This window comes from Pseudomonas sp. CAU 1711, assembly GCF_039888625.1.
Lineage (GTDB): Bacteria > Pseudomonadota > Gammaproteobacteria > Pseudomonadales > Pseudomonadaceae > Aquipseudomonas.
The window spans coordinates 43,569-70,284 of record NZ_JBDQQT010000009.1 but is presented as its reverse complement, the minus strand read 5'-3'; the positions used below and the strand labels follow the sequence as shown (position 1 = coordinate 70,284).

The window sequence follows — 26,716 nt, the reverse complement described above, 5'->3', positions numbered from 1 at the left end:
CCAGATGCCAGGAGTAGTCGGCAAGATGGACGAAATTTGCGGCAGAAATATGACGTCGTCAGTTCTGTCGCGAGGCGGCGTGGGTCAGGCGATCGGCAAAGTCGCTGGCATCGATTTCACCTACGACACGCAGATCGGCCCATTCGTCACCTGCGGGTGAGAAGAACAGGATCGCCGGCGGGCCGAACAGCTGGTAGCGGTCGAGCAGGGCGCGCTGGTCCTCGCGGCTCTCGCTGATGTCGAAGCGCACCAGTCGGTAGCCGCCCAGCTGCGCGCTCACCGCCGGGGCGGTGAGCACCTCGCGCTCGATCACCTTGCAGCTGATGCACCAGTCGGCGTACCAGTCCAGCAGCAGTGGCTGGCCCGCAGCCTTGGCCGAGGCCAGGGCTGCGTCCAGTTCGGCCGGGGCGGTGACGGTCTGCCATTTGCCCTGGGCGGAGGCCGTCGTGGTAGTGACGGCGACTTCGGCGCGGCCCAGCGGGCGCAGCGGGTCGCTAGCGCCCTGCAGGGCGCCGAACCAGGCGACCAGGGCGTAGACCAGCAGCGGCAGGCCGAGCAGTTGGGCCAGCTTCTGGTGATGGGTTTTGGGCGTCAGCTCCAGGGTGCCGAGCCACAGGGCGATGCCGGCGGCCAGCAGGCCCCACAGGGCCAGGGCGACCGGGCCGGGCACCACTCGCTCCAGCAGCCACACGGCGACCGCCATCAGCAGCGCGCCGAAGGTGTTGCGCACCGCCACCATCCATTGGCCGGAGCGTGGCAGCAGGGCTCCGCCGCCGACGGCGAACAGCACCAGCGGCGCGCCCATGCCCAGGCCCAGGGCCAGCAGCTTGAGGCCGCCGCCGAGGGCGTCGCCGCTGGCGCTGATATAGAGCAGGGCGCCGGCCAGCGGCGCCGATACGCAGGGCGATACCAGCAGGCTGGAGAGCACGCCGAGGGCGGCGGCGCTGAGCAGGGTGCCGCCCTTCAGGCGCTGGCTGAGGTTCTCCAGCGGGACGCCGATGGCGGCCGGCAGGCGCAGTTCGAGGAAGCCCAGACTGGCGGCGCCGAACAGGGCGAAGAAAATGGCGAAAGGCACCAGCACCCAGGGCGACTGCAGGCGCGCCTGCAGGTTGAGCTCGGCGCCGAACACGCCCATCAGCGCGCCGAGGATGGCGAAGCTGAGCGCCATCGGCAGCACGTAGGCCAGCGACAGCACCAGGCCGCGGGCGCCGCCGGGCTGGCCGCGCAGCACCACGCCGGTGAGGATCGGCAGCATCGGCAGCACGCAGGGGGTGAAGGTCAGGGCCAGGCCGCCGAGGAAGAACAGCGTCAGCTCCTTCCAGGTCCAGCCGGACTGCGCCGGGGCGTCGCTCGGTGCGGTGGCGGTCGAGCTGGCCGGTGCGGCGCCCAGGCCCTCGACCTCGATGCGCTCGCTCTCCGGTGGATAGCACAGGCCCTTGTCGGCGCAGCCCTGATAGCCGACATGGACGGTGAAGGGCAGGTCGACGGGGTTGTCGAGCGGCAACTCGACGTCGGTGATGCCGTAGTACACCTCGACATCGCCGAAGTATTCGTCGTGCTTGGGCGTGCCGGCCGGCAGCACCGCCTCGCCCCTGGCCAGATCACTCGGCTCGATGCGGAAACTGAAACGGTGCTTGTAGAGGTAGTAGCCCTCGGCGCCCACGAAGCGCAGCTTGACCGACTTGTCGTTGTGCTCAACCAGGTTGAGCTTGAACGCCTCGCGCACCGGCAGGAAGTCGCCGCTGTTGTTCAGCGGCGCGTCGTCGATGATGCCGCGTGGCGCCGGGTCGTCGAACAGACCGGCCAGGGCGGGCAGGGTGAACAGCAGCAGGAACAGGGGCAGCAGACGGCGCATAACGGGCTCGCACGAAAGATGTGCGGGCATCATACCCAAGTCGCTCGCCGGACCCCAGGCGAGCGGGGGGCGCAGGGTGTCAGCGGATATTGCCGGGCGCTGGGCGGTGTTTCTGCTCGTGTGTAGGGTTTCGCCGCGCTCAACCTAGGCGGCCGGCCTGCGTGGCTCAAACTAGGTGTTTTCCGAGCGCTGGGTTACGCCGCGCTGCGGCCCAGCCTACACGCGGAAGGCCTGCACCGCCGTGTGCAGGCGCCCGCCCAGGTGCAGCAACTGTTCGCCCTGGGCGCGGCCCTCGCCGATGCGCTCGAGGTTGGCGCCGCCCAGGCTGTGGATGCGCTCGCTGCGGTGGCGGATCTCGCTGGCGGCGCCGCCCTGCTGGGCGGTGGCCTCAGCGATGCGCTCGGCCATGCTGGCGATGGTGCGGATGGCGCCGACCACCTCGTCCAGCGCGCCATCGGCCTGCTCGGCCTGGCCGGCGGTGGCCTCGGCATGCACGACCTGGGCGCGCATGGCCGCCACCGACTGCTGTGCGGCCTGCTGCAGGCGGGCGATCAGCTGCTGGATCTCCTCGGTGGCGCCGCTGGTGCGCTGCGCCAGCGAGCGCACCTCGTCGGCGACCACGGCGAAGCCGCGCCCCGCCTCGCCGGCGCGGGCCGCCTCGATGGCGGCGTTGAGCGCGAGCAGGTTGGTCTGTTCGGCCACGCCGCGAATCACCGTCAGCACCGAGCCGATGGTGGCGGTCTCGCTGGCCAGTTGTTCGATGGACTGGGCATTGCCCTGCACCTCGCCGACCAGCGCGTGCAGGCCCGCGAGGCTCTGTTCGATCACCCGCTGGCCCTGTTCCACGGCGCGGCTGGCGGCGCGGCTGGCCTCGGCGGCCTGGCTGGCGTCGTCGGCCACCTGGGAGATGGTGCCCTCCAGCTCGCCGAGGGCGTCGCGAATCTGCGCGGTGTCGGCCAGCTGGCGCTCGGCGCCGCCGTGCAGGCCCTGGCTCAGTTCGGCCAGGGTGCGGCTGCTGCCGGCCACTTCGCCGGCATGCTGGTGAATGGTGCCGACCAGCTCCACCAGGTAGCGGCGCAGGCGGTTGAGCGAGTCCTCGATGTCGCGCATCTCGCGGGTGCGTGCCCGCAGCTGGATGTCCTGGGCGAAGTCGCCGGCGGCCCAGGTCGACAGTTCCGGCGCCAGCCGGCTCAGCACTGTGCTCAGGCGTCGCTGAATCCGGTCCAGGCCGAGGGCGATGAGCAGGATCAGGCCGATCACCAGGCCCTGGATCAGGCGCACCTCGCCCTGGATGCGGCCGTGCTCGGCCCGTACGGCGGGCTCCAGTGCGGCCAGCGCCTGCTGCAGGCGCTCGACGCGGGCGGCGCTGGTGCTGAGCAGCTCGCCGCGCTGGCGGATCAGCTCGCGGGTTCGGTTCAGCTCGCTCGGGTAGCGCTTGATCAGGCTGGCCAGTTCGCGCTTGAGGCCGATGCCCTTGTCCTCCACCTCGGCCTGCTCTTCGCCCTGGTCGAGGCCGAGCAGGGCGGCGAAGCTGCTGCCGCTGTCCGCCTCCTCGCTCACGCCGAGCAGCGGCAGGGCGTCCAGCCGGGCGCTCTGCTCGGCGAGGGTGGCCAGTTCGCGCTCGACGTCGGCGGCGAGCTCGTCGCGGCCGCTGCTCACCAGCTTGCCGCGGGCATGGCCGAGGCGCGCCAGGTGCTGGGCGGCGGAGAACAGGGTCGCCCGATAGGCGCCCGTCTGCGGGCCGTCGCCGTTCTCGGCGTATCTGGCCAGCTGGTCGAGGGCGCCGGCCATCTCGCGCTCCGCCTGCAACAGCAGGCCCTGCGGGTCGCCGGCCAGCTTGCCGGCGGCCAGCAGGTCGGTGGCGACGAAGCGGTTCAGCTCCTCCAGGCTGGGGCGCAGCTGTGCGGCCAGCTTCGCGGGTAGTTCGCCCAGCTGGCTGTCGAGTTCGGCTATGGCCTGGCTGGCCTGGCTGTGGCGCAGGGCGTCGCCCTTGGCGAGGTAGGCCTGGACGTTGTCGGCGACCTGGCGCTGGAACTGCTGGGACAGGTTCAGGTAGCGCTGCATCAGCAGGTAAGGGCGTTCCAGCGCCCGCTCGGACCACCAGAGCGTCGCCCCGAGCGCGACGCAGGCGATGACCAGCAGGGCGGTGGACAGGTTGGTGAGCTGCTTGAGACGCATGATGGGCACCGAAAAGCTGGCGATGCCCGCAGGTTATTGCGATTCGGTTACGACTTTATGACGACGTGACGCGCGTCACTCTTGCTCGCCGTGGATCGCCACCCGGTTGCGCCCGCCGCGCTTGGCCACGTAGAGCGCTTCGTCGGCGCTCTTGGACAGGCTGTTGCAGTCCATGCCCTCGCGCAGTTCGGCGATGCCGCAGCTGAAGGTGCAGGTCAGGTCCTGGGGTTGTGCCGGATAGTGGATCTCGGCGAAGCGCCGGCGGATCTCGTCGAGCACCTTGGCCGCGGTGGCGGCGTCGGTGTCGGGCAGGACCACGGCGAACTCCTCGCCGCCGTAGCGGCCGATATGGTCGGTCTTGCGCAGGCGTTGCTTGAGGAACAGCGCCAGGCTCTTGATCACCCGGTCGCCCATGGGGTGGCCGTAGGTGTCGTTGACCTTCTTGAAGTGATCGATGTCGAGCATGGCGAAGGCCAGTGGCTGGCCATCGCGGCGGGCGCGGTAGCGCGCGTCCTCCAGCAACTGCAGGGTATGGGTGTGGTTGAACAGCCCGGTGAGGCTGTCGCGCACCATGCGCGCCTTGAGGTTGCGCGCCCGCGCCGCGCGGTTGCGCACGGTGGCGATCAGGTGGCGTGGCTTGATCGGCTTGGTCAGGAAGTCGTCGCCGCCCTCGCTCATGGCGTCGAGCTGCTTGTCCAGGTCGTCCTCGGCGGACAGGTAGATGATCGGCACGCTGACGTAGCGGTCGTTGTGGCGGATCACCTTGGCCAGCTCGGTGCCGCTGCACTCGGGCATATACATGTCGAGGATGATCAGGTCCGGCTGGAACTCGGCCAGCTCGGCCATGGCCTGGATCGGCTCGATCAGGGTGCGGGTGACGATGCCGGCGCTGTTCAGCACGCGCTCGGTGTGGGTGGCCTGGGCCCGCGAGTCGTCGATGATCAGCACCTTGTAGGGGTCGTAGTGGACCACGTTGGTGAGGATCTCGATGCGCTCGATCAGGCTGGAGGCGTCCAGGGCGCCGGTGAAGAACTCCTGGCCGCCGGCGCGCACGGCGGCCAGGCGGGTCGGGGTGTCGACGTCGGCGTGGCTGAAGAACAGCAGCGGCAGTTTCTGCGCCAGGCCCTGCTGGGCCTCGTCGGCCAGCTGCAGGCCCTGGCCGGGGCCGGCGAAGTCGACCTCCATCAGGATGGCGGCCGGGTGGCGCTCGGTCATGGCCGCGCGGAAGGCATTGGCGTCGGCCAGGGCCTGGGCCGTCAGGCCGAAGAACTCCAGCTGCTGGGCCAGGCGCTCGGCGCGCTCCAGGTCCTGCAGGGCCAGGTACACCGGCTTGCGCAGCGGCGGCAGGAAGGTCTGTTCGTACTGGTCGCCATGGCGCAGGCCGGTGCGCGACAGGCGCTGCATCAGCTGGTTGATCTCGGTGATCAATGGGCTGGTCAGGCGCCCGCGATTGGCCTCCACGGCATCCAGGCAATGGCCGACGGCGCGGGCCAGTTGGATGTGCACCTCCTGCTCGAAACGCTCGGCATAGCGCAGCAGGCCCAGGTTGGCCTCGTGCATCTCGGCCATCACCGCAGCATCCCACTCCTGCTGCTGCAGGCGTTGCCAGACTTCCAGCACCTGGCGCGCCTGATGGATCACACGCTTGGCGAAGTGCTGCTTGAGACGGTCGCGATTGGGATCTTCGTGTTCGCTCATGGGGTGATCTGGCAGTGCAGGGGAGGTGAGATGATGGCGGCATGCTACCACTGGTCAATAACTGTACGACAACCACCGGTCATCTGGCGCCAACTTTCTAGCTTTTGGCCGATCAGTCCTCTGCGACACTGCTTCGTCGCTACGCTTCACTTATAGTGCAGGGCAGTGGCCCTCCTTGGGTGGGCCGGGAGAAACATGCCAGTTAAGGATCGAGATCATGTTGGATTGGAAGAAAGGCACGAGTGAGCCGACCGGCACTGTCGGCGTCTCGGCGCGCGGCGCGCGCGGCCAGGTCGGAGGGTTCTGGCTGGGCCGGGCCCTGGCCGGCCTGCTCGCGCTCTACCTGCTCGGTGCGCTGCTGGTGGGCTGGTACTGGAGCCAGGAGCCGCAACTGTTCCCGGTGCAGCAGAGCGCCCAGGCCGCTGCCGAGCAGGCCCAGCGCAAGCTGGTCGGCGGCTACACCACGGTGGCGACCCTGAAGAGGGTGGCGCAGACCCTGCTGGACAAGCCCGGCGGTTACCTGTCCAACGATATCGCGCCGCCCGGTCTGTGGCTGGACAACATGCCGAGCTGGGAGTACGGCGTGCTGGTGCAGGTGCGCGACCTGTCGCGGGCACTGCGCAAGGACTTCGCCCGCTCGCAGTCGCAGTCCACCGAGGACGCCAATCTGATCAAGGCCGAGCAGCGCTTCAACTTCGACAACAAGAGCTGGGCCCTGCCGGCCTCCGAGGCCGAGTACGCCGAGGGCCTCAAGTCGTTGGAGCGCTATCTGAAGGCGCTGGCCGACCCGAACCAGCAGAACGCGCAGTTCTATACCCGCGCCGACAACCTCAACAGCTGGCTGGGCGATGTGGCCACCCGTCTCGGCTCGCTGTCCCAGCGCCTGTCCGCCAGCGTCGGCCGGGTGCGGCTGAACACCGACCTGCTCGAAGGGCAGTCGGCGGCGGTAGGCGCCCCGCTGAGCGAGGAGGAAGTGAAGACACCCTGGCTGCAGATCGACAACGTGTTCTACGAGGCGCGCGGCCAGGCCTGGGCGCTGTCGCACATCCTGCGCGCCATCGAGGTGGACTTCGCCGACGTGCTGGCGAAGAAGAACGCCACCGTCAGCGTGCGGCAGATCATCCGCGAGCTGGAGGCGGCCCAGGAGCCGCTGTGGAGCCCGATGGTGCTCAACGGCAGCGGCTACGGCGTGCTGGCCAACCATTCGCTGGTGATGGCCAACTACATCTCCCGCGCCAATGCCGCGATCATCGATCTGCGCACCCTGCTGAGCCAGGGCTGATGAGCATCAGCGAGCGCGAGGCGGCGCATCGCGCCGCTTCCGATGCCGAACCTATCGTCTGGGTCGACGAGCAGGACAGGCCGCTCGGCGTGCTGCCGCGGGCCGAGTTGCGCGAGCGCGGGCTGATCGGCCGCGGCACCTTCATTCTGCTGTTCAATTCCGCCGGCCTGCTGTGCGTGCACCGGCGCACCCTGAGCAAGGCGCTCTATCCCGGCTACTGGGACGCGGCTGCCGGCGGCATGGTCGGCGCGGGCGAGAGCTACGCCGAGTCCGCCGCCCGCGAACTGGCCGAGGAACTGGGCATAGTCGGCGTCGCGTTGCGCGAGCATGGACGCTTCTTCTTCGACGAGCCGGGCAACCGCCTGTGGTGCGCCCTGTACTCGGCCGTCTCCGATGCGCCCCTGCGGCTGCAGCCGGAGGAGGTGCTGGAGGCCCACTTCGTCGCCCCGGCCGAGGTCCTGGCCGATGCCATGCAGCGGCCCTATTGCCCGGACTCGCTGCAGGCGCTGCGGCTGTATCTGGATTCCCGGTCGTAGGCTGGGTTAGCCGCGCCGCGGCGTAACCCGGCGAGCGATGTCGCGACTGGATGCCGAAGCTGGGTTACGGCCTATGGCCTAACCCAGCCTACGATCTGACTCGGTCGTAGGGTGGTCTCGCCGCGCAGCGGCAGCCCACCGTGGTCGGTGTACTGCCTGCGGCGAGTACAGCCTACGACCTGCGCCTGTATCTGGCGAATCAGACGTAGGGTGGGTTAGCCGCCTGGCGGCGTAACCCAGCGAGCGGCATTGAGGCAGGCCCAGAGGGTGGGTTACGGCCTGCGGCCTAACCCACCCTAGGGTCTGGGAGAGGGGAGCCAAAGCCGCGCCGGGCGTGGATTTGTGCAGTATTCCCGGACGCGCCGTGCACGATGCCGCACGAGGTCGCCAATCCGTCGATCAATGGCGCAATTTCGCACTTAGCATCCCGGCCTTTTGCCCTTACACTGCGCCACCTTCAAAGCCAGGCGCCATGCCTGGCTGCGCTGCCCCTGCCTGAGTGGGGCTTCGCGGTCGGCACCCCGCCGGCCAGTCGCTATCCTGACCCCTACGAGGAAAAGCCGGTGGTCAAGAAAGCTGCGTCCCTCGCCGCCCTGGGCGGTCTCGTCTATTCCACCGATGGCGGTCGGCACTGTCCCGACTGCGGCCAGCCGGTGGCCGCCTGCATCTGCAAGCAGAGCCAGATTCCCGCAGGCGACGGCATCGCCCGCGTGCGCCGCGAAACCAAGGGGCGCGGCGGCAAGACCGTCACCACCATCACCGGTGTTCCTCTCGCCGAGGCCGAGCTGAAGGAGCTGGCCAGCGCCCTGAAGAAGCGCTGCGGCTGCGGCGGCGGGCTGAAGGACGGGGTCATCGAGATCCAGGGCGACATGCTCGAACTGCTCCTCGAGGAGCTGACCAAGCGCGGCTTCAGGGCCAAGAAATCCGGCGGCTGAGCCGGACTTTCCTAAACTTCATTCGGGCAGGTGTGGTCAACACCCCTGCAATTGTCATCACCATGGCTTACACCTGCGGCCCAATGGGGCGGCAGCCTTTTCGCTATCCACAGGAGACATAGATGGCCGCACGACGCACACGCAAAGACGATGGCAGCCAATGGACGGTGGCCGACAGCCGCAGCGTCTACGGCATTCGCCACTGGGGCGCCGGTTTCTTCTCGATCAGCGATGCCGGCCGCGTCGAAGTGCGTCCCAATGGTCCGGACAGCGCGCCGATCGACCTCTACGCGCAGCTCGACGGCCTGCGCGAGAGCGGCCTGTCGCTGCCGCTGCTGGTGCGTTTCCCGGACATCCTGCAGTACCGCGTGCGCCAGCTCACCGGCGCCTTCGACGCGGCCATCGAGCGTCTCGAATACGGCAGCCGCTACACCGCGCTGTACCCGATCAAGGTCAACCAGCAGGAGGCGGTGGTGGAGAACATCATCGCCACCCAGGACGTCTCCATCGGCCTGGAGGCCGGCTCCAAGCCCGAGCTGATGGCGGTGCTGGCGCTGGCGCCGAAGGGCGGCACCATCGTCTGCAACGGCTACAAGGACCGTGAGTTCATCAAGCTGGCGCTGATGGGGCAGAAGCTCGGCCACAACGTATTCATCGTGATCGAGAAGGAATCCGAGGTGCAGTTCGTTATCGAGGAGGCGGCCAAGCTCAAGGTCGCCCCGCAGATCGGTCTGCGCGTGCGCCTGTCTTCGCTGGCTTCGAGCAAGTGGGCCGACACCGGCGGCGAGAAGTCCAAGTTCGGCCTGTCCGCCGCGCAGCTGCTCTCGGTGGTCGAGCGCTTCCGCGCGGCCAAGCTGGACCAGGGCATTCGCCTGCTGCACTTCCACATGGGCTCGCAGATCGCCAACCTGGCCGACTACCGCAAGGGTTTCCGCGAGGCCATCCGCTACTACGGCGAGCTGCGCGCCCTCGGCCTGCCGGTCGATCACATCGACGTCGGCGGCGGTCTCGGCGTGGACTACGACGGCACCCACTCGCGTAACGCCAGCTCGATCAACTACGACATGGAGGACTACGCCGGCACCGTGGTCGACATGCTCAAGGAGTTCTGCGACCGCCAGGAGCTGCCGCACCCGCACATCTTTTCCGAGAGCGGCCGGGCCATGACCGCGCACCACGCGGTGCTGGTGGTGCAGGTCACCGACGTCGAGCGGCACAACGACGAGGTGCCGCAGATCGACCCGCAGGTGGAGCATCCCGAGGTGCTGCAGACGCTGATCGAGCTGCTCGGCGACAGCGACCCGGAGATGGTCGCCGAGACCTACTGGCGCGCCACCCACTTCATCGAGGAAGTGGCCGCGCAGTATTCCGCCGGCAAGCTCGACCTGCCGCAGAAGGCCCTGGCCGAGCAGTGCTACTTCGCCATCTGCCGCCGCCTGTACAACCAGCTCAAGGCGCGCCAGCGCTCGCATCGTCAGGTGATCGACGAGCTCAACGACAAGCTGGCGGACAAGTACATCTGCAACTTCTCGGTGTTCCAGAGCCTGCCGGACACCTGGGCCATCGGCCAGATCCTGCCGATCCTGCCGCTGACCCGCCTGGAGGAGGAGCCGCTGCGCCGCGCCGTGCTGCAGGACCTGACCTGCGACTCGGACGGCAAGATCCGCCAGTACGTCGACGAGCAGTCGATCGAGACCAGCCTGCCGGTGCACGAGGTGCGCGAGGGCGAGGACTACGTGCTCGGCGTGTTCCTGGTCGGCGCCTATCAGGAAATCCTCGGTGACATGCACAACCTGTTCGGCGACACCGACTCGGTGAACATCTATCAGCGCCCGGACGGCGGCGTGTACCACACCGGCATCGAGACCCACGACACCATCGAGGACATGCTGCGCTACGTGCACCTGTCGCCCGAGGAGCTGATGACCTACTACCGCGACAAGGTGGCCGGGGCCAAGCTCACCGCCAACGAGCGCACCCAGTTCCTCGACGCGCTGCGTCTGGGCCTGACCCGCTCGTCCTACCTGGCGACCTGAACCGCCACCCTGGCCGGGGGCGTGCGCTACCAGCGCGGCTCCCGGACCAGCAGCGCCTCGGCGTCCGCCGCGTTCAGCGGCTTGGCGAACAGATAGCCCTGGCCGTAGTGGCAACCCAGCTGGCGCAGCTGGGCCAGCTGGTTGGGCGTCTCGACGCCCTCGGCCACCACCTTCAGCTCCAGCACCTGGGCCAGGGCGATGATGGTGCGCACTATCTCCAGGCCCTGGCGGTCCTGGTCCATCTTGCCGACGAAGGAGCGGTCGATCTTCAGTACGTCGAAGGGGAAGCGGTGCAGGTAGCTCAGCGAGGAGTAGCCGGTGCCGAAGTCGTCGATGCTGAGCTGGATGTCCAGTTCCTTGAGGCGGTCCAGTAGCAGCTTGGCGCTGTCGGCGTCGTTCATGATCGCGCTCTCGGTGATCTCCAGCTTCAGGCTGCGCCTGTCCACGCCCGACTCGGTCAGGGTGCGGCCGATGTCCTCCAGCAGCCCCTTCTCGCTGAACTGCTTGCCCGACAGGTTGACGCTCACGCCCAGCTCGGCGAGGCCGGGGAAGCGCTGGTGCCAGTCGCGCAGCTGCCGCACCGCCTCGCGCAGCACCCAGAGGCCGAGCGGCACTATCAGCCCGGTGCTTTCCGCCAGCGGAATGAAGATGTCCGGCGAGACCATGCCCTGCTGCGGGTGGTGCCAGCGGCACAGCGCCTCGAAGCCGGCGATGCGGCCGCTGTCGAGGTCGACCATGGGCTGGTAGAACAGCTCGAACTCGTGGTGCTCCAGGGCGCGGCGCAGATCGCTCTCCAGGCGCATGCGCGCCATCACGCGCACCTGCATGGCGTTGTCGAACATCTGGTAGAGGTTGCCGCCTTTCTCCTTGGCTCGGCCCAGGGCGGTCTCCGCCGCCTGCAGCAGGTTGCCCTGCGGGCACTGGTCGATGGCGGCGACGCCCATGCTGGCGGTGATGAAGAGTTCCTGGTTCTCGTAGCACAGCTGCTCGGTGAAGGCGCCCTGCATGCGCTCGGCCACGCGCAAGGCGTCCCCCTGATGGTTGAGGTTGTCGATCAGCACGGCGAACTTCACCCCGCCCAGGTAGGCCAGGGTGTCGGAGGGCCGCGCCAGATTCTGCAGGCGCAGGGAGAGGGCGATCAGCAGCTGGTTGGTGGCGTGGTGGCCGAGGCTCTCCTGGATCAGGTGCAGGCGGTCCGGCTCGATCAGCAGCAGGGCGAACAGGCTGTCGCGGTGGCGGGCGCGGCGGGTCATGCAGCGCTCCAGGCGGTCGTCGAACAGCACGCGATTGGGCAGGTTGGTCAGCGCGTCCACCGTCTTGCGCTCGGTGAGATCGGTGCAGGAACCGGCCAGGCGCACCACACGGCCGCTGGCATCGCGCTTGCCCTGGCCGCGGCAGAGCAGCCAGCAGCAGTCCCCGGTCCGGTTGTAGGCGCGCACCTCCACCTGGAAATGCGCGGCGCGGCCGGCCAGATGGGCCTTGAAGGCGGCCTTGAGCTTGCCGCGGTCGCTCTCGTAGACCCGCTCCAGCCACAGGTCCAGGCGGTCGGGCAGGTCCTCCTCGGAGTAGCCGAGAATGGCCCGCAGGCGTGGCGAGAAATAGATGCGCCGGCTGCGCCGGTTCCAATCCCACATGCCGTCGTTGCTGGAGTGGGCGATCAGTTGATAGAACTCGTGGCTCTCTTCGGCGGCCTGTTCGGCACGCTTGAAGGCCAGCTGGGTGCGCACCCGCGCCAGGGCCACGGCGAAGTCGAAGGGCTTGACCAGATAGTCGTTGGCGCCATGGTCCAGGGCCCCGACTATCACCTCGCTCTGGCTGCGGGCGGTCACCATGACGACCGGCAAGACCTGCTGGCTATGGCTCTGGCGGATGCGATCGAGCGCCTCCAGGCCATCCATGTCGGGCATCATGATGTCCAGCAGGACCAGGTCCGGCGTGTCATCGGCGATGCTCTGCAGCGCCTCCCGGCCGCTGCCGGCCAGGCGCACGCGATAGCCATGGCGCTGCAGGCGGCGGCTGAGGATGTCGCGGTTGGTCTCCTCGTCGTCCACCACCAGGATGGTGGGCGCCTGGTCGGGGTCAGCTAGAGGCGGCATCGGCATCCTCCGGAGCTTCCTGCGGCGGGGTCGCAGGTATCCGCATGCGGAACACCGTGCCCTGGCCAGGCTGGCTGTCGACGGTGATCTCGCCACCCAGTACCTGGCACAGGCCGTGGGTGATCGCCAGGCCGAGGCCGGTGCCGCCGTACTTGCGGGTGATCGAGCTGTCGCCCTGGCTGAACGGCCGGAACAGCCTGGCCAGCTGTCCGGCATCCATGCCGATGCCGGTGTCGCTGACCTGGAAGCTATACCACTCGCCGTCCTGTTGTCGCTCGCGCTGGATGGAGAGGGTGACGGTACCGTTCTCGGTGAACTTGCAGGCGTTGCTCAGCAGGTTGTACAGGCACTGGCTGAGCTTGAGGCGGTCGCTGACCAGCTCGCCTAAATCATCCGCCATCTGCACGTCGAGACGGTTGGCGTTCTTCTGCGCCAGGGGGGCGAGGGTGTCCCGCAGGTTGGCGGTCAATGCGTCGAGGCGGATGCTGCCGGCGTGCAGTTCCATCTTGCCGGCCTCCAGCTTGGTGAAGTCCAGCACCTCGTCGATCAGCATCTTCAGGTGCTGGGCGGCACCCTGGATCTTGCGCTGGTCCTCGATCAGTTGGCCGAGTCCGGCGTCTTCCAGCTCTTCCAGGAGCATCTCGCTGTAGCTGATCACCGCGTGCAGGGGGGTGCGCAGTTCGTGGCTGACGGAGGCGACGAACTGGCTCTTGATGCGGCTGGCCTCCAGTGCCTGGTCGCGCGCCGCCACCAGCTCGAGGGTGCGCTCGTGTACCCGCTCCTCCAGCGTGCCGTTGAGCCGGAGCAGTTCCTGGTTGGCCTGGTAGAGCTCCAGGCTCTTGCTTTCCAGCAGGGCCTCGGCGTTCTTGCGCGCGGCTCGCTCGCGCTCCAGCTGGCGCAACAGCAGGCCCGGATCGGGCGCGTTGGCGTTCATGGCCGGCGCCGCACCAGGGTGAAGCGGCTGCGGTTGTTGGCGCCGCTTTCCAGGTCCTCGCGGCGCACGTCGATGGGCTCGCCATAGTGCGCGACGCAGCCGAGGATCAGCCCTTCGGCGAGGTCGGCGAAGGGGCGGCGCGACTGGTAGATCATCACCAGGCTGTCCGGCCCGTGGTCCTCGTAGGCGAAGCTGGGCAGTTCCGCGTCCGGGTAGAGCTTGCGGACCTCCACATGGATGTAGTGCTCGATGCAGCGCAGGAAGTCGAAGGCCGAGGTCACGCCCTGGAACAGTTGCGGGTAGCCGAGGGCGAAGCGCTCGAACAGGTGTTCGCCGAAGGCCTTGATCAGGTCGGGGGCGGCTACCCCAGTGGTTCCGCTGAGAGCCGCCACCAGCTTCACCAGCTCCTGATGCTCGTAGGTGCCCACCGAAGTGTAGGCGCCGTCGTTGTCCAGCCGGGCCTGGGTGATGATCTGGTCCAGGGTCTCCAGGCCGAAGCGGTTCTCGACCATTTCCAGGAACTCGGTGAACACCACGCCTTTCATGCAATCCTCCTTGCCCATGGGGCACTTGCGACGGGCGGCTATCTCTGCGCGTTCCCTAACTATAGAAGAGCGATGGCGAGGGGGTGCCCGGGCGGGCAGGGGCTCAGCGGATCATGCCGTGGCCGCGGGCCATCAGCGCGGCCAGCAGCGGCAGGCATAGCAGGAGCAGCAGTTCCAGACGGATGGTCAGGATCACCCATCTGGCCTGGTACGGGGCGATGGCCGGCGTCTGTCCGGCCAGCAGGCCGTTGCGCCAGTTGAAGAAGGTCAGGGTCGGATAGATCGACAGCAGGCCGACCAGCAGGAACAGGCCGATCTTGGCGTGGAACAGCCCGTTGTGCAGGTAGTAGTCCAGTCCCTTGCCGAACCACAGCACCCGCACCAGACCGGTGATCAGCACCAGGCCGGCGCTGGCGCCGTAGGCGATGTCGATACGCTGCAGACGGCGCGCCGTGGCGACGTCCAGCTCGGGTTTGAACAGCAGGTGCTCGGCGGTGAGCAGGGCGAACAGGACGAAGATCGACAGGTAGTGCAGGCTGGCGGCGATGGCGTCGGCCATGGGGAGTCCCTTCCTCAGGTGTTGTCGGGGGCGTGCTGGGTTCGGTTGCGGCCCAGCTGCTTGGCCTGGTACAGGGCAGCGTCGGCGCGTTCCAGCAGACTGGCCTTCGACTCGCCGGGTTGTCCCAGGGCGGTGCCCAGGCTGGCGGTGATGCCATGCAGGCGCTCGCCGATGCGCATCGGTTCGTCGGCGATGGCGCGGCGCACTCGCTCGGCGATCAGGCCCAGCTCCTGGGCGTCGTGTACCGCCAGCAGGGCGACGAACTCCTCGCCGCCCAGGCGCAGCAGCAGATCGTCCGGGCGCAGTGCCGTGGCCATGCGCCGTGCGCTCTGCCACAGCACCTGGTCGCCGCCGGCGTGACCGAACTGGTCGTTGACCTGCTTGAAATGATCGAGGTCGATGTAGAGGGCCCCCAGACGCTGGCCGGCGTCCTGCGCGGCGGCCGCTTCGCGGGGGTAGAAGCGCTCGAGTGCGGCGCGGTTCCATAGCTGGGTCAGCGGGTCGATCAGCGCCTTGCGTTGCTCGCGATTCACCGCCTCGCGCAGCCGACGCGCCTGCTGCCCCACGCTGCGCAGGTGCAGATAACCCTCCACCAGGGTGCCCAGGTCGCGCAGGCGCAGGCGCTCTTCCTGGCTCAGCTGGCGTGGCGCGGAGTGGATCAGGCAGAGGGTGCCGATCGGCTGCTCGTCGCGGCTGTAGAGGGGCTGGCCGGCATAGAAGCGGATGAAGGGCGGGCCGCTGACCAGGGGGTTGTCGGCGAAGCGCGGGTCGTCCAGAGCGTTCTCCACCACCAGCGGGCTGCGCGCCGCCACGGCGTGGCCGCAGAAGGAGATGTCGCGTGGCGTCTCGCTCGCTTCCAGGCCGATGCGCGCCTTGAACCATTGGCGGTCGCGGTCGACCAGGCTGACCAGCACGGTCTCCACCCGGTACAGCTCACGGGTCAGGCGTACCAGGGTGTCCAGGTAGAGCTCGGCCGGCGTGTCGAGCAGCTCCAGATCGTCCAGCGCACGCTGGCGCAGCTTCTCGTCGGCGGGGATGGGGGCTGACTGCATATAGGTCTCCACTCACGGACTGGCGGCGAGCCAGGCATCTCGGCGCTGCAGGCGCCAGCCGAGATAGGCCAGGCTGAGCCCGCGCATCAGCATAAAGCATAGAAGGGCCAGCCACAGACCGTGGTTGCCCAGGCCCTGCAGCAGCCAGCCGAGGAGCAGGCCCAGGGCCGTACTGAACAGCATGGCGTCGCGCATCTCCCGCGCCCGGGTGGCGCCGATGAACAGGCCGTCGAGCAGGTAGCTCCATACCGCGACCAGAGGCAGCAGGGCCAGGTAGGGCAGGTAGGGATAGGCCGCCGCGCGCACCGTGGCGATGTCGCTCTGCAGCTCGATGAACAGGCGGCCGGCGAGCAGGAACAACAGGGCGAACAGCAGGCTGCCGAGCAGCGACCAGCCGCCCGCCACCACCAGGGCGCGGCGCAGTGCCAGGCGGTCGCCCGCGCCTATGGCGTGACCGCACAGGGCCTCCACCGCATGGGCCAGGCCGTCCAGGGCGAAGGCGGCGAGCAGCAGGCCGTTGAGCAGCAGGGCGTTGCCCGCCACGGTCGCGTCGCCCAGGCGGGTGCCCTGCAGCGTGACCAGGAAGAACACCAGCTGCAGCGCCAGGGTGCGCAGCAGGATGTCGCGATTCACCGCCAGCAGCGCCTGCCAGCCCTGCCAGCGGCGCAGCCGGGCCAAGGCCAGCTGGCCGGGATGGCGGCCCAGGGTGCGCCAGGCCAGGGCCAGGCCGAGCAGGGCGCCGCACCATTCGGCCACCACCGAGGCGCGCGCCGAGCCGAGCACGCCCCACTCCAGGCCGAGGACGAACCACAGGTTGAGCACGATGTTCAGCGCGTTGGTGGTGAGCATCACCGTCAGGGCGGCGCGCGCGTTCTGGGTGCCGAGCAGCCAGCCGATCAGCGCGGCCACCGCCAGGGTCGCCGGCAGGCCGAACAGGCGCTCGTGGAAAAAGGCCCGGGTCAGCGCTTCCAGCTCGGCCGAAGGCTGCATCAGGCGCAGGGCCAGGCCGCTCAGCGGCAGCGCCAGCAGGCCGACCAGCAGGGCGATCAGCCCGGCCAGGGCCAGGCTCTGCAGCAGCACCAGGCGCAGCGTATCGCCGTCGCCGCGTCCGACCGCCTGGGCGGCGAAGCCGGTGGCGCTCATGCGCAGGATGCCGAACACCCCCACCAGCATGGCGTACAGGCTGCTGCCCACCACCACCGCGCCGAGCTGGTGGGCGTGCGCCAGGTGGCCGATCACCGTGCTGTCCACCAGGGCCACCAGCGGCACCGAGAGGTTGGACAGGATCATAGGTGCGGCCAGCGCCCAGACCTGGCGATGGGTCGGTGCATGGCGCCAGGCGGCGAGCAGTGCGGACATGGTTGATCCCGGCAAAAAGCCGATTATGGCGGGCCGGCATAGCGCAAAGCCATCTAACGTGTGCCAGGCATAGCAGCAACTGCGCGGCCGGGGTAGGCGGGACGCGCTAGACTGGAAGGCAGGCGATGGCCGCAGCGGTCGCGGCCGAGGAGGTGCAGCATGCGCATGGCAGAAACCCTGGCCCGCAGCCTGAAGCGGGCCGACTGTCACTACGACCTGGTCGAGCACGACCATTCCGCCACCAGCCTGGAGTCGGCGCGCAAGGCGCGCATCCCGGCCGAACGCATGGCCAAATCGGTGGTGCTCGACGACCGTCGCGGCCATTACCTGATGGCCGTATTGCCGGCCAACCGCCTGCTCGACCTGAGCAAGGTGCGCAAGGGGCCCTGGCGCTGGCAGCTGACCCGCGAGCAGAACCTCGGCGGGCTGTTCAAGGACTGCGAGCGTGGCGCCATCCCGGCCATCGGCGAGGCCTACGGCATGGGGATGTTGATCGATCCGGCGCTGACCCGGCAGAGCGACATCTATCTTGAAGCCGGCGATCACGAGAGCCTGGTGCGCCTGCCGATCGAGGATTTCTTCCGTCTGGCGCCCAATGCCCAGCTGTGCGAGTTGTGTGCTTGATGACAGGAATGTGACTTTTGAGTCAGGATTCGCCCTGCGCCACTCGCCTGTGCGGCGGTGGCGCCGTGAAGGGCGTTCTGCGCGATTCAAGATATCCCGGCCATCGGCCGATAGCCGGGGCAGGAGCGTGCGCTCGAAAACCAACGGGGCGAGGGTATGGGCATGCAGTTTTGGCAACGTAGTATCCGCTGGCAGTTGATTCTCAGCATGGGGGCGGCCTTGCTGGTCAGCGTCCTGATCGTCATCTTCATCTATTCCGGAGTGGCCAACCGCCAGGTGGAGAAGTACCTGGTCAACGGCGAGCTGCCGGCCCGGGTCGAGGCGGTGCGCAACGATCTCGAACGGGTGCTGGCCACGCCGCTGGAGCAGGCGCGCGCCATCGCCGGCAACAGCCTGGTGGCCGACTGGCTGGCCAACGGCGAGGACCCCGCGCGCCTGCCTGAGATGCAGCGCTACCTGCAGAAGGAAAAGGTCGCCGGCGGCACCCTCGCCACCTTCATCGTGGCGCTGGAGTCCGGCCACTACATGACCGGCGAGGGCCTCGAACGGACCCTGACGCGGGGCCCGGATTCGGCCTGGTTCTACGGCTTCGTCGACAGCGGCAAGCAGCGTTCGCTGGACATCGATATCGACGACTCGACCAAGGTCCCCACGCTGTTCATCAACCAGCGCATCGAGGCCGGCGGCAAGACTCTCGGCGTCGGTGGCCTGGGCCTGGGCCTGAGCGCCATGAGCGATCTGGTCAGTGGCTTCCGCCTGGGCGAGGCCGGGCGGGTCTACCTGGTCGACGCCGGTGGCAAGGTCAAGGTCCACCCGGACGCCAAGCTCAGCGACCAGGCCAGCCTGAGCCAGCTGGTCGGCGACGCGCAGGCGCGCCAGCTGATGGCCGGCGACGGCAAGAGCCTGAGCTTCGAGCGCGATGGCGAGGGCTTTTTGGCCATGGCCCTGCCGCTGAAGTCGATCGACTGGCAACTGGTCGCCGAGATTCCCGAGGCGCAGGTCTACGGTGAGGCACGCCAGGCCCTGCTGACCAGCGCACTGATCGGCGGCGCCGTGCTGCTGGCCTGCCTGGGCCTGGTGGTGCTGCTGGCGCGCGGCCTGGTGCGGCCGATCCAGCGGGTCACCGCCGCGCTGGTGGAGATCGGTGGTGGTGGCGGCGATCTGACCCGCCGCCTGGACGACTCGCGGGCCGACGAGCTGGGCGACCTGGCACGCGGCTTCAACCGCTTCCTCGAGGGCCAGCGCCAGCTGATCGGCGAGGTGCTGGCCACCAGCGAACGCCTGCGCGATTCGGTGCAGCAGGTCAGCCAGGTGGTGGAGAACACCGCGACGCGTTCCGGCCAGCAGCAGGAGATGACCGACCTGGTCGCCACCGCGGTGCACGAGATGGGCCTGACCGTGCAGGAGATCGCGCGCAACGCCGGCTCGGCCGCCGAGGTGTCGCAGAGCGCGCGCGACGAGGCGGCCAGCGCGCGCACCCAGGTCAACGGCTCGATCGCCCATATCCAGCGCATGTCCGGCGAGATCGGCACGGCGGCTGAGGCGGTCAGCGAACTGGCCGCCCAGGTGGCGTCCATCGACCAGGTGCTGGCGGTGATTCGCGGCATCGCCGAGCAGACCAATCTGCTGGCGCTCAACGCCGCCATCGAGGCGGCCCGTGCCGGCGAGCAGGGCCGCGGCTTCGCCGTGGTGGCCGACGAGGTGCGCACCCTGGCCAGCCGCACGCAGAACTCCACCGACGAGATTCAGCAGATGATCCTGCGCCTCAAGCAGGGCGCCGAGGCGGCGGTCAGCTCCATGCAGGCGGGGCAGAGTGCCACCGGGGTCGGCGTCGAGGCCAGCGAGGGCACCGGGCGCGCCCTGGAGTCTATCGCCGATCAGGTCGAGCGCCTCAGTGACATGAACCATCAGGTCGCCACCGCCACCGAGGAGCAGAGCTCGGTGACCGAGGAGATCAACCGCAACGTGCAGGGTATCGCCGACCTGGCGCATTCGACCGCCAGCGAGGTGACGGTGTGCCGCGAGCATTGCCAGAGCCTCAAGGGCCTGGCCGAGGCGCTCGGCTCGCAAATGGGACGTTTCCGACTGTAAGCGGGGCGGGCCTCGTCTATAGTGCAGGGCCTCAGATTCCCCTGCGAGGCCCGCCATGCATTACAAAGGACTGTTGTTGGCTCTCGCGCTCAGCCTGCTGGGCGCCTGCGATTCCTCCACGCCCCCGCCGGCCGGAAAGGTGGATGCGGAGGTCGCCGCCAGGCCGGCCACGGACCGCGCCGCACTGGCCGCGCGCTACGCCGGCCGCGAGCTGAGGGTGGCGGATGCCTCGGAGATCCAGTTGGACGGCGCCAGTACCCTGGCGGTCAGCTTCAGCGTGCCGCTCGATCCCGAACAGGATTTCGCCAGCAAGCTGCACCTGGTGGACCGCAAGAGCGGCAAGGTGGACGGCGCCTGGGAACTGTCGGACAACCTGATGGAGCTGCGCCTGCGCCACCTGGAACCCAAGCGCAAGCTGGTGCTCACGGTGGATCGCGGCCTGCGCGCGATCAACGGCGGCGAGCTGGCCGCCGAGTACAGCGCCAGCATCGACACCCGCGACCTGCAGCCCACGGTCGGCTTCGCCAGCCGCGGCTCGCTGCTGCCCACGCGCCTGGCCGAGGGCCTGCCGGTGATCGCGCTGAACGTCGACAAGGTCAACGTCGAGTTCTTCCGTATCCGCCAGCAGGCGCTGCCCAGCTTCCTCGCCCGCTGGGGACGCGGCGCCAATCTGGACACCTGGGAGGCCCGCGAGCTGCTGCCGATGGCCGAGCTGGTCTATGGCGGGCGCTTCGACCTCAACCCGGCGCGCAACGTGCGCGAGACCCTGCTGCTGCCCATCGCCGGGCTGGAGCCCTTCAAGCAGCCGGGCGTGTACCTGGCGGTGATGCGCGAGGCCGGCACCTACAACTATTCGCAGCCAGCGACCCTGTTCACCCTGAGCGACATCGGCCTGTCCGTGCACCGCTACCACGGCCGCCTGGACGCCTTCGCCCAGGCCCTGGAAGGCGGCCGGGCGCTGTCCGGGGTGGAGATCGAGCTGCTCAACGACAAGGGCGCGCTGGTCGCCAGCGCCAAGACCGACGGCGCCGGCCATGCCGAGCTGCCGCTGGTCGACAAGGCCGCCCTGGTGCTGGCCCGCCAGGGCGAGCAGACCAGCCTGGTCAACCTCGGCAGCCCGGCCCTGGACCTGGCCGAGTTCGACATCGCCGGCCCGCTGGCCAACCCGCTGCAGTTCTTCGTGTTCGGCCCGCGCGATCTCTATCGCCCCGGTGAGACGGTGCTGCTCAACGCCCTGCTGCGCGACGCCGACGGCCGCGCGGTCGAGCCGCAGCCGGTCAACGTCGAGGTGCGCCGGCCGGACGAGCAGGTCAGCCGCAAGTTCGTCTGGGCGCCGGGCGAGGGCGGCCTGTACCAGTACCAGCTGCAACTGGCCGACCAGGCGCCGACCGGGCGCTGGCAACTGCTGTTCGACTTAGGCGGCGGGCGTCGCCAGGTCCACGAGTTCCTGGTCGAGGACTTCCTCCCCGAGCGCCTGGCCCTGGAGCTGAAAGGCAACGACCAGCCCCTGGCTCCGAGCGACGAGGCCAGTTTCCAGATCGAGGGCCGTTACCTCTACGGCGCGCCGGCTTCCGGCAACCGGCTCGGCGGCCAGGTCTACGTGCGCCCGCTGCGCGAGGCGGTGGCGGCGCTGCCCGGCTACCAGTTCGGTTCGCTCACCGAGGATGAGCTGAGCCAGGATCTGGAGCTGGAGGAGATCGCTCTGGATGCCCAGGGCAAGGCCACCCTCAAGCTGGAGAACCGCTGGAGCGAGGCCCGCTCGCCGCTGCAGCTGATCCTCCAGGCCAGCCTGCAGGAGTCCGGCGGTCGTCCCATCACCCGCCGCTTGGTGCAGCCGGTATGGCCGGCCGAGCGTCTGCCGGGGCTGCGTACGCTGTTCGACGGCGACGAGGTCGACGGCAACGGCCTGGCCGAGGTCGAGGTGCTGCTGGCCGATGCGGCCGGCAACAAGCTGGCCAGCGACGGCCTGCAGGTGCGCCTGATCCGCGAGCGCCGCGATTTCTACTGGAGCTTCTCCGAGAGCGACGGCTGGAGCTACCACTACAACGAGAAGTTCCTCAACCTCGGCGAGCAGAGCGTCAGGGTCGAGGCCGGCGGCACCGCCAAGGTCGGCTTCCCGGTGGAGTGGGGGCCCTACCGAGTCGAGGTCAGCGATCCGGCGACCGGCATCATGAGCAGCCTGCGCTTCTGGGCCGGCTACTCCTGGCAGGACAACGCGGGCGGCGGCGCGGTGCGCCCGGACCAGGTCAAGCTGGCCCTGGACAAGCCGGCCTATGGCGCCGGCGACACGGCCAGGGTCACGGTCACGCCGCCGGCCGCCGGCAGCGGCTACCTGCTGGTCGAGTCCAGCGACGGCCCGTTGTGGTGGCGGGAGATCGAGGTACCGGCCGGCGGCGAGAGTTTCGACATCCCCCTGGCCAAGGACTGGGCGCGCCACGACCTGTATGTCAGTGCCCTGGTCATCCGTCCCGGCGAGCGCCAGGCGCATGCCACGCCCAAGCGCGCCGTGGGCCTGCTGCACCTGCCGTTCGACCGCGAACCGCGCAAGCTGCAGCTGAGCCTCAGCGCCCCCGAGAAGATGCGCCCGCAGCAGCCGCTGAAGGTCAAGGTGCAGGCCAGGAACGCCGACGGCAGCGTGCCGGAGAGGGTCAGCGTGCTGCTGGCGGCGGTGGACGTCGGCATCCTCAATATCACCGAGTACCAGACCCCCGATCCCTTCGCCGCGCTGTTCGGGCGCAAGGCCTACGGTGTCGATCAACTGGATGTCTACGGCCAGTTGATCGAGGCCGGTCAGGGCCGCCTGGCCACGCTGGCCTTCGGCGGCGACGCGGCACTGGCCAAGGGCGGCAAGCGGCCGGACACCAGCGTCACCATAGTCGCGCTGCAGAGCGCGCCGCTGCAGTTGAACGGCCAGGGCGAGGGCGAAGTCAGCCTGGACATTCCCGACTTCAATGGCGAGCTGCGCCTGATGGCCCAGGCCTGGAGCGACGAGCGCTACGGCATGGGTGAGGGCAAGACGGTGGTCGCCGCGCCGCTGGTGGCCGAGCTGTCGGCGCCGCGCTTCCTCGCTGGCGGCGACGAGACCCGCCTGGCGCTGGACCTGACCAACCTGTCCGGCACCGTGCAGCAGCTCGAAGTGCGGGTCGAGGCCGAAGGTCAGTTGAGCCTGAGCGAGACGCCCGAGGGTTACAGCGCGCCGATTCGCCTCGAACAGGCCCAGCGCAGCACATTGCGCATCCCGGTGCGCGCCGCCGGTGGCTACGGCGCCGGCATACTGCGGGTGCGGGTCGAGGGCCTCGAGCTGCCGGGCGAAAACCTGCCGCCCTTTGCCCGCGAGTGGCGCATCGGCGTGCGCTCGGCCTGGCCGGCGCAGCAGCAGCACCTGCGCAGCGTGCTGCAGGGCCAGCCCTGGCAGCTGCCGGCCAGTACCCTGGCGGCCTTCGAGCCGGCCGGGCGCGAGGCGCTGCTCAGCGTCTCCAGCCGCCCGCCGCTGAACCTGGCCGAGCAGATCCGGGCGCTCAAGGCCTATCCCTACGGCTGCCTGGAGCAGACCACCAGCGGCCTGTACCCCTCGCTCTATGCCGACGCCGCGACGCTCGAGCGCCTCGGCCTGGCAGGCGAGCCGGACGAGCAGCGCCGCCGCGCCATCGAGATCGGCATCGAACGCCTGCTCGGCATGCAGCGCTACAACGGCAGCTTCGGCCTGTGGGGCGCCGACGCCGACGAGGAATACTGGCTGAGCGCCTATGTCACCGACTTCCTCCTGCGCGCCCGCGAGCAAGGCTTCGCCGTGCCGCCGCAGGCCCTGGAGAGGGCCAGCCAGCGCCTGCTGCGCTACCTGCAGGATCGCCAGCTGGTCGATGCCGGCTACAGCGACGACCTCAACCACACCCGCTTCGCCGTGCAGGCCTATGCCGGCCTGGTACTGGCGCGCAGTCAGCAGGCGCCGCTGGGCAGCCTGCGCGCCCTGTACGACCGCCGCGCCGACGCCAGGTCCGGCCTGCCGCTGGTGCAGCTGGCCGTGGCCCTGCAGAAGATGGGCGACAAGCCGCGCGCCGACGAGGCGCTGGCCCTCGGCCTGGGCCTGGGGCGTTCGCGCAAGGCGTGGCTGGGCGACTATGGCAGCCCGCTGCGCGACCAGGCGCTGATCTATGCCCTGCTGGAGGAGAACGGCCTGGGCGCGTCCAGTCGCGATCAACTGCTGTTCGCGCTGGCCGAGGAGCGTGCGCTGCAGCGCTATCTCTCGACCCAGGAACGCAACGCCCTGTTCCTCGCCGGCCGCGGTCTGGTCAAGCAGCCGGAGGCCGACTGGCTCGCGGTGCTGGAGGCCGGCGGCCAGCGGCGCGAGCTGAGCAACGCAAGCCCGGCCCTGAGGCTGGACGGTGCCGGCCTGAGCGAGCCGCTGAGCCTGAGCAGCGCGTTCGAGGGCAAGCTCTACCAGCAGCTGACCCTCTCCGGCTACCCGACCTCGGCGCCGGCGCCGCGCAGCCACAACCTCAGCATCGAGCGCGGCTTCTACGGCCTGGATGGCCGCCCGTTGGACCTGGGCAACCTGGCCAGCGGCCAACTGGTGCTGGTGCACCTGGCCGTGCGCGCCGAGGAGCGCGTGCCGGATGCGCTGGTGGTGGACCTGCTGCCGGCCGGCCTGGAGCTGGAGAACCAGAACCTGGCGCAGAGCGCGGCCAGCCTGGACGACGCCAGCAGCGCGGTGAAGGAGTGGCACAAGGCGATGCAGCACGCGGCGATCAAGCACCAGGAGTTCCGCGACGACCGTTTCGTCGCCGCCGTCGACATCAGCGGCTACGACACTACCCACCTGCTGTACCTGGCCCGCGCCGTCACCCCCGGCAGCTACCGGGTGCCGCCGCCGCAGGTGGAGTCCATGTATCGCCCGGCGTGGAATGCCATCGGTGCGACGGAGGAGCGGCTGGTGGTGAGGGAGCGCTGAAAGGCGTCCTTTCCCGCCGCTCAGTTGCCAGGCCGAGCCGGTTCATCAGGGCAACACCTGCAGCAGATGTGCCTCGAACTGCTCGACTATCGCCGCCCAGCCCAGCCTGCCGGCATGCTGGCGGGCGTTCAGGCGTACTCGGCGCAGGCTCTCCTCGTCCTCCAGCAGCCAGCGCGCGGCCTCGATAAAGGCCTGCTCGTCACCGGGGCTGGCCAGGCCGCCGTTGTGGCCGTGGCGAATGTGCTGGGCGGCCGCCGCCTGGTCGAAGGCGACCACCGCCAGGCCCGAGGCCAGGGCCTCCAGCACCACGTTGCCGAAGGTTTCGGAGAGGCTGGGGAAGAGGAACAGGTCGCCGCTGGCATAGTGTGCCGCTAGCGCCTCGCCGCGCTGCACGCCGCAGAACAGGGCGTGCGGATGCTCCGCCTGCAGCTGGGCCCGTTGCGGGCCGTCGCCGACCAGCACCAGGCGCAGGCGGCGCTGCGGTAGCGCGCGTTGCAGCTCGCGAAAGGCGCGGCTGAGCAGTTGCAGGTTCTTCTCCGCCGCCAGGCGGCCGACATGCAGTACGGCGATCTCGTCTTCCTCCAGTCCCCAGGCGGCGCGCAGCTCGGCGGAGCGCCGCGTCGGGTGGAACAGCTGGCCGTCGACGCCGCGCGCCAGCAGCTCCAGGCGCTCGAAGCCGCGCCGCTGCAGTTCCACGCGCTGGCTGGCGCTGGGTACCAGGGTCAGCCTTGTGCGGTTGTGGAACCAGCGCAGATAGCCGGTCAGCAGGCGGCTGAGCAGGCTCAGGCCGTAGTGCTCGCTGTACTGCTGGAAGTTGGTGTGGAAGCCGCTGACTACCGGGATACCCAGGCGCCGTGCGGCGCGCAGGGCGGACAGGCCGAGCGGGCCCTCGGTGGCGATATACAGCACGTCGGGGCGGTTGCGCTGCCAGCGCCGCAGCAGCTTGTGCAGGGCCGACTGGCCCCACTGCAGGCCGGCATAGCCGGGCAGCGGCCAGCCGCGGGTCAGCAGCAGGTTCTCGTCGCCGCCATGCGTCTCGCCGGCCTGGCGCGGGCGCACCAGCTGCAGGCGGTGGCCGCGCGCGCGCAGGCCGCTGCACAGGCGTTCGAGGGTGTTGGCCACGCCGTTGATTTCCGGCGCAAAGGTCTCGCTGACCAGGGCGATATGCAGGGGTGTGACATTCATCGTGCCAGTCTGCGACGACACGATGAAGTTCGGGTGACGCTCGGGTTACGGCGTCGTGACGTCGCGCTCGCGCACCCAGAACAGGGTGGCGCCGGCCACCGCCGCCGGCATCACCAGGATATTGACGAAGGGCACCAGCAGCGCCAGGTAGGTGGCGCCACCGAAGCCCAGGCTCTGCCAGCGTTTCTCGCGCAGCCAGGCGAGCATCTCGTCCCAGCCCAGCTTGTTGTTGTCCGCCGGGTAGTCGATGTACTGCACCGCCATCATCCACACGCCGAAGAGAATCCACAGCGGGGCGGCGACCAGATTGAGCACCGGCACGAAGGTGAGGATCAGCAGGGGGAGGGCCCGCGGCAGGAAGTAGACCAGTTTGCGCAGCTCGCGGCCCAGGGTGCGCGGCACCATGGCCAGCAGCTCGGCCCAGCTGAAGGGCGGGAAGTCGTCGCGGCCGCGCAGCACCACTTCGACCTTCTCGGCGAGGAAGCCGTTGAACGGTGCGGCGATGATGTTGGCAAGCAGGGTGAAGGTGAAGAACATGATCACCAGCACCAGCAGCACGAACAGTGGCCACAGCAGGTATTCGAGGAAGCCCAGCCAGTCCGGTAGGTTGGGCATCACGCTGTCGACCCAGCCGCCGAACTGCTGCATGGCCAGCACGATCAGGCCGATAAACAGCAGGGTATTGACCGCCAGGGGCAGCAGGACGAACAGGCGCAGGCCGGGGCTGAGGACCAGTTTCAGGCCTTGGCCCAGGTACTGGGGGCCGGACAGGGCGGGGGTAGGCATGATGAGCTCCGCTGCGG

General features: G+C 69.1%; 18 protein-coding genes. 7 read left to right on the top strand and 11 right to left on the bottom strand.

Going from position 1 to position 26,716, the window contains the following annotated elements; translation table 11 throughout:
* Positions 1-58: 58 nt before the first annotated feature.
* From dsbD to AAFN46_RS11795, 3 genes are all read right to left on the bottom strand, one after another.
* On the bottom strand, positions 59-1,855 hold the full coding sequence (dsbD, locus tag AAFN46_RS11805) for a protein-disulfide reductase DsbD (protein ID WP_347808885.1): 1,797 nt from the start codon (positions 1,853-1,855) through the stop codon (positions 59-61).
* Positions 1,856-2,071: 216 nt separating this feature from the next.
* On the bottom strand, positions 2,072-4,033 hold the full coding sequence (locus tag AAFN46_RS11800; protein WP_347808884.1) for a methyl-accepting chemotaxis protein: 1,962 nt from the start codon (positions 4,031-4,033) through the stop codon (positions 2,072-2,074).
* Positions 4,034-4,108: 75 nt separating this feature from the next.
* Positions 4,109-5,731 carry a PleD family two-component system response regulator gene (locus AAFN46_RS11795; protein ID WP_347808883.1) on the bottom strand — a complete coding sequence of 541 codons (1,623 nt, stop codon included), beginning with the start codon at positions 5,729-5,731 and terminating at the stop codon, positions 4,109-4,111.
* 217 nt (positions 5,732-5,948) lie between these two features.
* On the opposite strand from AAFN46_RS11795, the gene AAFN46_RS11790 reads away from it, so the two are divergent.
* The 4 genes from AAFN46_RS11790 to speA all read left to right on the top strand — a co-directional run bounded on the left by AAFN46_RS11790 (position 5,949) and on the right by speA (position 10,520).
* Positions 5,949-7,013 (top strand): DUF2333 family protein, encoded by a 1,065-nt coding sequence (locus AAFN46_RS11790; protein WP_347808882.1) that lies wholly within the window; start codon positions 5,949-5,951, stop codon positions 7,011-7,013.
* On the top strand, positions 7,013-7,549 hold the full coding sequence (locus AAFN46_RS11785) for an NUDIX domain-containing protein (protein ID WP_347808881.1): 537 nt from the start codon (positions 7,013-7,015) through the stop codon (positions 7,547-7,549). Before AAFN46_RS11790 ends, AAFN46_RS11785 begins: the two co-directional genes overlap by 1 nt.
* Before the next feature lie 563 nt (positions 7,550-8,112).
* A complete protein-coding gene (locus AAFN46_RS11780; protein WP_347808880.1) occupies positions 8,113-8,484 on the top strand; it encodes a translation initiation factor Sui1 in 372 nt (123 codons plus the stop codon).
* A 122-nt stretch (positions 8,485-8,606) separates the two neighbouring features.
* The gene (gene speA / locus AAFN46_RS11775; RefSeq protein WP_347808879.1) at positions 8,607-10,520 is read left to right on the top strand and encodes an arginine decarboxylase; all 1,914 of its coding nucleotides are present in this window, start codon (positions 8,607-8,609) and stop codon (positions 10,518-10,520) included.
* Positions 10,521-10,546: 26 nt separating this feature from the next.
* Here speA and AAFN46_RS11770 read toward each other — a convergent pair whose 3' ends face one another.
* From AAFN46_RS11770 to AAFN46_RS11745, 6 genes are all read right to left on the bottom strand, one after another.
* Entirely contained in the window at positions 10,547-12,616 is a 2,070-nt protein-coding gene (locus AAFN46_RS11770) for an EAL domain-containing protein (protein ID WP_347808878.1), read from the bottom strand.
* Positions 12,600-13,550 (bottom strand): ATP-binding protein, encoded by a 951-nt coding sequence (locus AAFN46_RS11765; protein WP_347808877.1) that lies wholly within the window; start codon positions 13,548-13,550, stop codon positions 12,600-12,602. The genes AAFN46_RS11770 and AAFN46_RS11765 overlap by 17 nt, the downstream gene beginning before the upstream one ends.
* Positions 13,547-14,095, bottom strand: coding sequence for a heme NO-binding domain-containing protein (locus AAFN46_RS11760; protein ID WP_347808876.1), 549 nt, complete (start codon positions 14,093-14,095; stop codon positions 13,547-13,549). The genes AAFN46_RS11765 and AAFN46_RS11760 overlap by 4 nt, the downstream gene beginning before the upstream one ends.
* A 103-nt stretch (positions 14,096-14,198) precedes the next feature.
* On the bottom strand, positions 14,199-14,654 hold the full coding sequence (locus tag AAFN46_RS11755; RefSeq protein ID WP_347808875.1) for a DUF2214 family protein: 456 nt from the start codon (positions 14,652-14,654) through the stop codon (positions 14,199-14,201).
* A gap of 14 nt (positions 14,655-14,668) precedes the next feature.
* Positions 14,669-15,706: a sensor domain-containing diguanylate cyclase gene (locus AAFN46_RS11750; RefSeq protein ID WP_347808874.1), complete on the bottom strand. Its 1,038-nt coding sequence runs from the start codon at positions 15,704-15,706 to the stop codon at positions 14,669-14,671.
* Between the two features lie 12 nt (positions 15,707-15,718).
* Positions 15,719-17,065, bottom strand: coding sequence for an MATE family efflux transporter (locus tag AAFN46_RS11745; RefSeq protein ID WP_347808873.1), 1,347 nt, complete (start codon positions 17,063-17,065; stop codon positions 15,719-15,721).
* 159 nt (positions 17,066-17,224) lie between these two features.
* Between AAFN46_RS11745 and AAFN46_RS11740 the strand changes: the two genes are divergently transcribed.
* The 3 genes from AAFN46_RS11740 (at position 17,225) to AAFN46_RS11730 (ending at position 24,728) form a co-directional block, all read left to right on the top strand.
* On the top strand, positions 17,225-17,689 hold the full coding sequence (locus AAFN46_RS11740; protein ID WP_347808872.1) for a YbaK/EbsC family protein: 465 nt from the start codon (positions 17,225-17,227) through the stop codon (positions 17,687-17,689).
* 162 nt (positions 17,690-17,851) lie between these two features.
* Positions 17,852-19,780, top strand: coding sequence for a methyl-accepting chemotaxis protein (locus AAFN46_RS11735; protein ID WP_347808871.1), 1,929 nt, complete (start codon positions 17,852-17,854; stop codon positions 19,778-19,780).
* A gap of 55 nt (positions 19,781-19,835) precedes the next feature.
* Positions 19,836-24,728 (top strand): alpha-2-macroglobulin, encoded by a 4,893-nt coding sequence (locus AAFN46_RS11730; protein WP_347808870.1) that lies wholly within the window; start codon positions 19,836-19,838, stop codon positions 24,726-24,728.
* A gap of 45 nt (positions 24,729-24,773) precedes the next feature.
* Here AAFN46_RS11730 and AAFN46_RS11725 read toward each other — a convergent pair whose 3' ends face one another.
* Both AAFN46_RS11725 and cysZ read right to left on the bottom strand, forming a co-directional pair.
* A complete protein-coding gene (locus tag AAFN46_RS11725; protein ID WP_347808869.1) occupies positions 24,774-25,913 on the bottom strand; it encodes a glycosyltransferase family 1 protein in 1,140 nt (379 codons plus the stop codon).
* 45 nt (positions 25,914-25,958) lie between these two features.
* Positions 25,959-26,699, bottom strand: coding sequence for a sulfate transporter CysZ (gene cysZ, locus AAFN46_RS11720; protein ID WP_347808868.1), 741 nt, complete (start codon positions 26,697-26,699; stop codon positions 25,959-25,961).
* Positions 26,700-26,716 lie beyond the last annotated feature (17 nt).